The sequence below is a fragment of the Streptomyces sp. UNOC14_S4 genome (genome assembly GCF_020740835.1).
Taxonomy (GTDB): Bacteria; Actinomycetota; Actinomycetes; order Streptomycetales; family Streptomycetaceae; genus Streptomyces.
Genome location: NZ_JAINFC010000533.1, coordinates 1 through 5,041 on the forward strand (window position 1 = coordinate 1; position 5,041 = coordinate 5,041).

General features: G+C 72.8%; 5 protein-coding genes. 2 read left to right on the forward strand and 3 right to left on the reverse strand.

Annotated elements, in window-relative coordinates; genetic code table 11:
* Positions 1–244: 244 nt before the first annotated feature.
* Positions 245–580, reverse strand: a complete 336-nt coding sequence (locus K6I34_RS31345) for a DUF937 domain-containing protein (RefSeq protein ID WP_229331247.1) — start codon at positions 578–580, stop codon at positions 245–247.
* 215 nt (positions 581–795) lie between these two features.
* Between K6I34_RS31345 and K6I34_RS31350 the strand changes: the two genes are divergently transcribed.
* Positions 796–3,057, forward strand: a complete 2,262-nt coding sequence (locus K6I34_RS31350; protein ID WP_229331249.1) for a germacradienol/geosmin synthase — start codon at positions 796–798, stop codon at positions 3,055–3,057.
* A 12-nt stretch (positions 3,058–3,069) separates the two neighbouring features.
* On the opposite strand, the gene K6I34_RS31355 is transcribed toward K6I34_RS31350, so the two are convergent.
* Positions 3,070–3,654, reverse strand: coding sequence for an ABATE domain-containing protein (locus K6I34_RS31355; protein WP_229331250.1), 585 nt, complete (start codon positions 3,652–3,654; stop codon positions 3,070–3,072).
* Positions 3,655–3,719: 65 nt separating this feature from the next.
* Here K6I34_RS31355 and K6I34_RS31360 point away from each other — a divergent pair, with 65 nt between their 5' ends.
* Complete coding sequence (locus K6I34_RS31360) at positions 3,720–4,619, forward strand: phosphotriesterase (RefSeq protein ID WP_229331252.1); 900 nt, start codon at positions 3,720–3,722, stop codon at positions 4,617–4,619.
* Between the two features lie 67 nt (positions 4,620–4,686).
* Here K6I34_RS31360 and K6I34_RS31365 read toward each other — a convergent pair.
* Positions 4,687–5,041 (reverse strand): DUF6233 domain-containing protein (locus K6I34_RS31365; RefSeq protein WP_229331254.1); only part of this gene is annotated, 355 nt, incomplete at its 5' end.

The following is a 5,041-nucleotide window of genomic DNA, read 5'->3' on the forward strand; positions in this document are numbered from 1 at the left end:
CCCTCCCCCAGACTCCGTCCGGGGGGACCCCCAGCCCCTAGCGGAACGCATGCCCACAACCGGAGGTAGGAGGTAGGGGGCGCCCCGATAGGGGCGCGGGGAACTGCGCGACCAGCCACGACGGACGGGCAGCCGCGCACGCAGCGCAAGCCGCACCCCAATAGGCACGGGGCCCGGGGCGGAGCCCCGGCGGCGGAGCCCCGGCGCGGAGAGCCCCACTCCCGGGTGACCCACGCGGCGGGGCTCAGCCCCGCCGCCTCCGCTTCGCGATCACCCCGAGAACCACCGGCAGCAGCAGCTCCAGCCCCCGCGAAACCGTCCCCACCGACAACCCCGTCCTCTTCGCCACCGCCCGTGCCACAGGCCCGCTGATCCTCCCGAGCACACCGACCGCCAGTCCGCCGCCCGGGCCCGCGAGGCCCTCGGCCTCGCCGGTGAGCTCCTCCGGCAGGGCCTCGACGGTCGCGGCCACGACCCTCTTCGCTCCCTCCGCGTCCGTGCCGAGGTCGTCGGCGAGCTCCTGGACCCGGTCGTCGCCGAGCTCGTCGAGCACGGCCTGCTGCAGCTGGTCATCGCCCATGGTCACGACCTTACGCGCGGGAGCGGACCGCCGTCCGCAAGATCGCGCGACGGGTCACCCCGAGGGACGACGCGGGCGAACGGCGCCCGGACACGCCCGTCCGCGGCCCCGAACACAAGATCCTTAACCTGCCTCACAGCTGCATTCACCACATTGAGCGGAAGTACGACCTCACGATCTAACGGGCACGGTGCCGGGCCCTAGCCTGGTCGACCATGTCACAGCCCTTCGAACTCCCTTCCTTCTACATGCCGTACCCGGCTCGTCTGAACCCCCATCTGGAGAGCGCCCGCACGCATTCCAAGGCGTGGGCCCGCGACATGCGGATGATCGAGGGTTCCGGCATCTGGGACGAGGCGGATTTCGACTCCCATGACTACGCGCTGCTGTGCGCCTACACCCACCCCGACGCCTCGGGCCCCGATCTCGACCTGGTCACCGACTGGTACGTATGGGTGTTCTTCTTCGACGACCACTTCCTGGACATCTTCAAGCGCACCGGCGACATGGCGGGCGCGAAGGCATATCTCGACCGGCTGCCCGCGTTCATGCCCGTCGAGCCGGGCGAGGAATGTCCGGAGCCGGTCAACCAGGTGGAGGCGGGCCTGGCCGACCTGTGGGCACGTACGGTCCCCGCGATGTCGGTGGACTGGCGGCGGCGCTTCAAGGAGAGCACGTGGCACCTCCTGGAGGAGTCGCTGTGGGAGCTCTCCAATATCAACGAGGGGCGGGTGTCCAATCCCGTCGAGTACATCGAGATGCGCCGCAAGGTGGGCGGCGCCCCCTGGTCGGCCCGTCTCGTCGAGTACGCGGCGCACGCCGAGGTACCGGCCGCCGTCGCGGCGAGCCGCCCGATGCGCGTCCTGAAGGACACGTTCGCCGACGGGGTGCACCTGCGCAACGACATCTTCTCGTACGAACGGGAGATGCGGAGCGAGGGAGAGCTCGCCAACGCCGTCCTGGTGCTGGAGAAGTTCCTGGGCTGCGGCACCCAGGAGGCGGCGGACGCGGTCAACGACCTGCTGACCGCGCGGCTCCAGCAGTTCGAGCACACGGCCCTCACGGAGGTGGAGCCGCTCCTCGCCGAGCACGCCCTGGACGCCAAGGCGCACGCCGACGTGTTCGCGTACGTCAAGGGGCTCCAGGACTGGCAGTCCGGCGGGCACGAGTGGCACCTGCGCTCCAGCCGCTACATGAACGGCGGCGGCGCGGCCGCGGGCGCCTGGGAGGACACGCAGTCGGCCACGGCGGCGGGCGTCCTGGCCGGGCCCTCGGGCCTGGGCACCTCGGCCGCGCGGCTCGTGGCCTCGCTGGTGGCCTCGCTCCCGGCCCGGGCCCGGAGCTTCACGTTCGTCCCATTCCAGAAGGTCGGCCCGCTGCCGCACCCGGACTTCGGCATGCCGTACGAGGCGCGGCTCAGCCCGCACCTGGGGGCCGCCCGGGAGCACACGGTCGAGTGGGCCCACCGCATGGGCATCCTGGAGGGCCTGCCCGGCGTGCCCGGGTCCGAGATCTGGGACGAGGCCCGCCTGCGGGACATCGACGTCCCCCTGTGCGCCGCGGGCATCCATCCGGACGCGACGCCGGAGGAGCTGTACCTGGCGTCGGACTGGCTCACCTGGGGCACGTGGGCGGACGACCTCTACCCGGCGGTCTTCGGCCGCGGCCCGGGCATGGCCGCGGCGAAGGCGTGCCACGAGCGGCTGCTGCTGTGCATGCCGCTGGACCTCGCCGCGCCGCCCACACCGCTCAACCCGCTGGAGCGCGGGCTGGCCGACCTGTGGGAGCGCACGGCGGGCCCGATGGACGTGGCGGACCGGCGTACGTTCCGCGACGGCGTGGTGCCCATGCTGGAGGCCTGGCTGTGGGAGCTGTGGAACCAGAAGCAGAACCGCATCCCCGAGCCCGTCGACTACATCGAGATGCGACGCGCCACCTTCGGCTCGCCCATGACCATGAGCCTGTGCCGCATCGGCCACGGGAACGCCGTACCGCCGGAGGTCTACCGGTCGCGCCCCATCCAGGCCTTGGAGAACGCCGCCTCCGACTACGCCTGTCTGATGAACGACGTCTTCTCGTACCAGAAGGAGATCGAGTTCGAGGGCGAGTTCCACAACGCGGTGCTCGTCGTGCAGAACTTCTTCAACTGCGGCCGCGCCGAGGCGCTCGGCATCGTCAGTGACTTGATGACGTCGCGCATGCGGGAGTTCCAGCACGTCCTGGACGTGCGGTTCCCGGCGCTGTTCGAGGACTTCGGCCTGGACGACGAGGCACGCGCGGCGCTCACGCGGTACGCGGACGAGCTCAAGAACTGGATGTCCGGGATCCTGACCTGGCACCGGGACTGCCGCCGCTACGCGGAGGAGGACCTGGTACGCCATCACGCGCCCCGTCCCGCACCCCGGCAGACACCGCGGCCGGGCGTACCGAGCGGCCTGGGCATGTCGGCCGTCCGCCTGGCGGGCCTGCGCGGCTGACGTCGAGGGGGCTCAGCCCGCGGTACGGCGGCGTTCCCGGTGGGCCCTGACGCGTCCTCGGCTGGCACACGCGGGCGAAGGGCACCACCGCCGCCGTCCCGTCGGATCGGCGAACACGCCACGGCAGTCCGCCTCGGGACACACGGCCAGCGCGTGCCGCTCGGGACCGGTCAGCGCGTCGGCCGCCTGCCGTGCGATCCGCGCCAGCGCGGCACTCGCGGTGGGCGGAGGCTCGCGCCGCAGCCGGTCGGTCACCACCACCCGCAGCGGGTCGGGCGTGCTGTCGAGGAAGCGTGTCAGCGCGGCCGCGGCGTCGGCCGGGGGCCGCTCCCCCGCGACCACCGCGAGCGCGAGCGGGCGCAGCGTCTCCCGCAGCTCCTGGGCCCGGCGCACGTCGTCCTCGTCCGGTGGCGCGGCGGGGAGCAGCTCGCTGCGCGTCAGCCACTCCTCCAGGCGCTCGGGGGTGGCGATGCGCTCGACCGGGTGCGCGCCGAAGGTCCGGCCGCGCGTGGCGAGCAGATTGAGCCAGGTGGCACCGCAGTCGAAGCGGAACTTCAGACGGTCGTCGTCCTTCACCGCGCCATCGTAACGGCTCACCCGTTACAGTGATCACGTAACGGGTGAGCCGTTACATGACCCGACAGTGAGGGGAGCGGCGCACCATGACCGCCGTCCGTACCGTGCTCGGCGACATACCCGCCGAGGAGCTGGGCGTGTGCGACGCCCACGACCACCTCTTCCTGCGCAGCCCGCTGCTGCCGGGTCAGGAGCTCGACGACCGGGAGGCCGCCGCGGCGGAGCTGCGGGCGTTCCGCGCGCAAGGCGGCCGCGCCGTCGTGCAGTGGACACCGCGCGGCATGGGCAGGCGGCGCGCCGAGCTCCCGGGGCTCGCGCGGGAGACGGGAGTGCGGCTGATCGCCGCGACAGGGCTGCACCAAGCCGCGCACTACGCGCCCGGCGCGCTGGAGCGGCACACGGAAGGACTGGCCGGGAAGTTCGTCGCGGACCTGACCACAGGCCCGGTCCGGGCGGGGCTCGTCAAAGTGGCCGGTGGGTTCCACGGGCTCGACGCCCACGCCCGGTACGTCATGGCCGCCGCGGCCGAGGCGCACCACGCGACCGGTTCGCCCATCGCGGTCCACCTGGAGCTCGGCACCGGCGCGCTGTCCGTTCTCGACCTGCTCTGCGGGCAGTTGGGCGTGCCGCCGGAGCGCGTCGTGCTGGGGCATCTGGGCCGGTCTCCGGACCTGCGGGCGCAGTTGCGGGCGGCGCGGGCAGGGGCGTTCCTGGCCTTCGACGGCCCGTCACGCGCTCATCACGCCACGGACTGGCGGCTCCTCGACTCACTGGCCGCGCTCGCCGAGGCGGGTTTCGCCGAGCGGATCCTGCTGGGTGGCGACACGACGACCGCCGGCGCCCGGTCGGCCGGGGGCGGGCCGGGCATGCCGCATCTGCTGAGCGCGCTCCGCCCCCTGCTGGCGGAGGAGTTGGGAGAGGAGTTCGCCGCCCAGGTCTTCACCGGCAATCCGGCGCGCGCGTTCGCGGCCGACTGGCGCGGCTGAGGCGCGATACACCCGCCGGACGTCCGCACAGCCCCGGTGCTGCTGCCCGCACGGCAGCGGCGCCCCGTCACGACATCGGCGTAAGAAACCGTTCCGGCAGACAGGCGTCGCACGGCCGGGCCTTGTTCGCGAGGAGTTCCTCGCGTGCCTCGGCGGTGCTCAGGGCCTCCTCTCCCCCCTTGGGCACCCAGCAGCCCGCGTGGTGCACTTCGTGCATGGTCCTGCCGGACCTGGTATGGGAGGTGACGGGCCACAGCGCGTGCTCCAGATCCGGCCGGACGGGAGAGCGGGTGGGCGGGGGCACCTCCTCGTAGTCGTCCTCGGTGAGGTGCTGGAGGACCGCGCAGCGGACCCACTCCCGCGGGGGCATGCCCGCTTCGTCGGCCGCCGCCGTGATGAGGGCGAGTTCGTCGTGGCTGAAG

Coding starts and splice junctions, on each gene's coding strand:
- K6I34_RS31345 (WP_229331247.1), bottom strand. CDS start 580: ATGGGCGATGACCAGCTGCAGCAGGCCGTGCTCGACGAGCTCGGCGAC.
- K6I34_RS31350 (WP_229331249.1), top strand. CDS start 796: ATGTCACAGCCCTTCGAACTCCCTTCCTTCTACATGCCGTACCCGGCT.
- K6I34_RS31360 (WP_229331252.1), top strand. CDS start 3,720: ATGACCGCCGTCCGTACCGTGCTCGGCGACATACCCGCCGAGGAGCTG.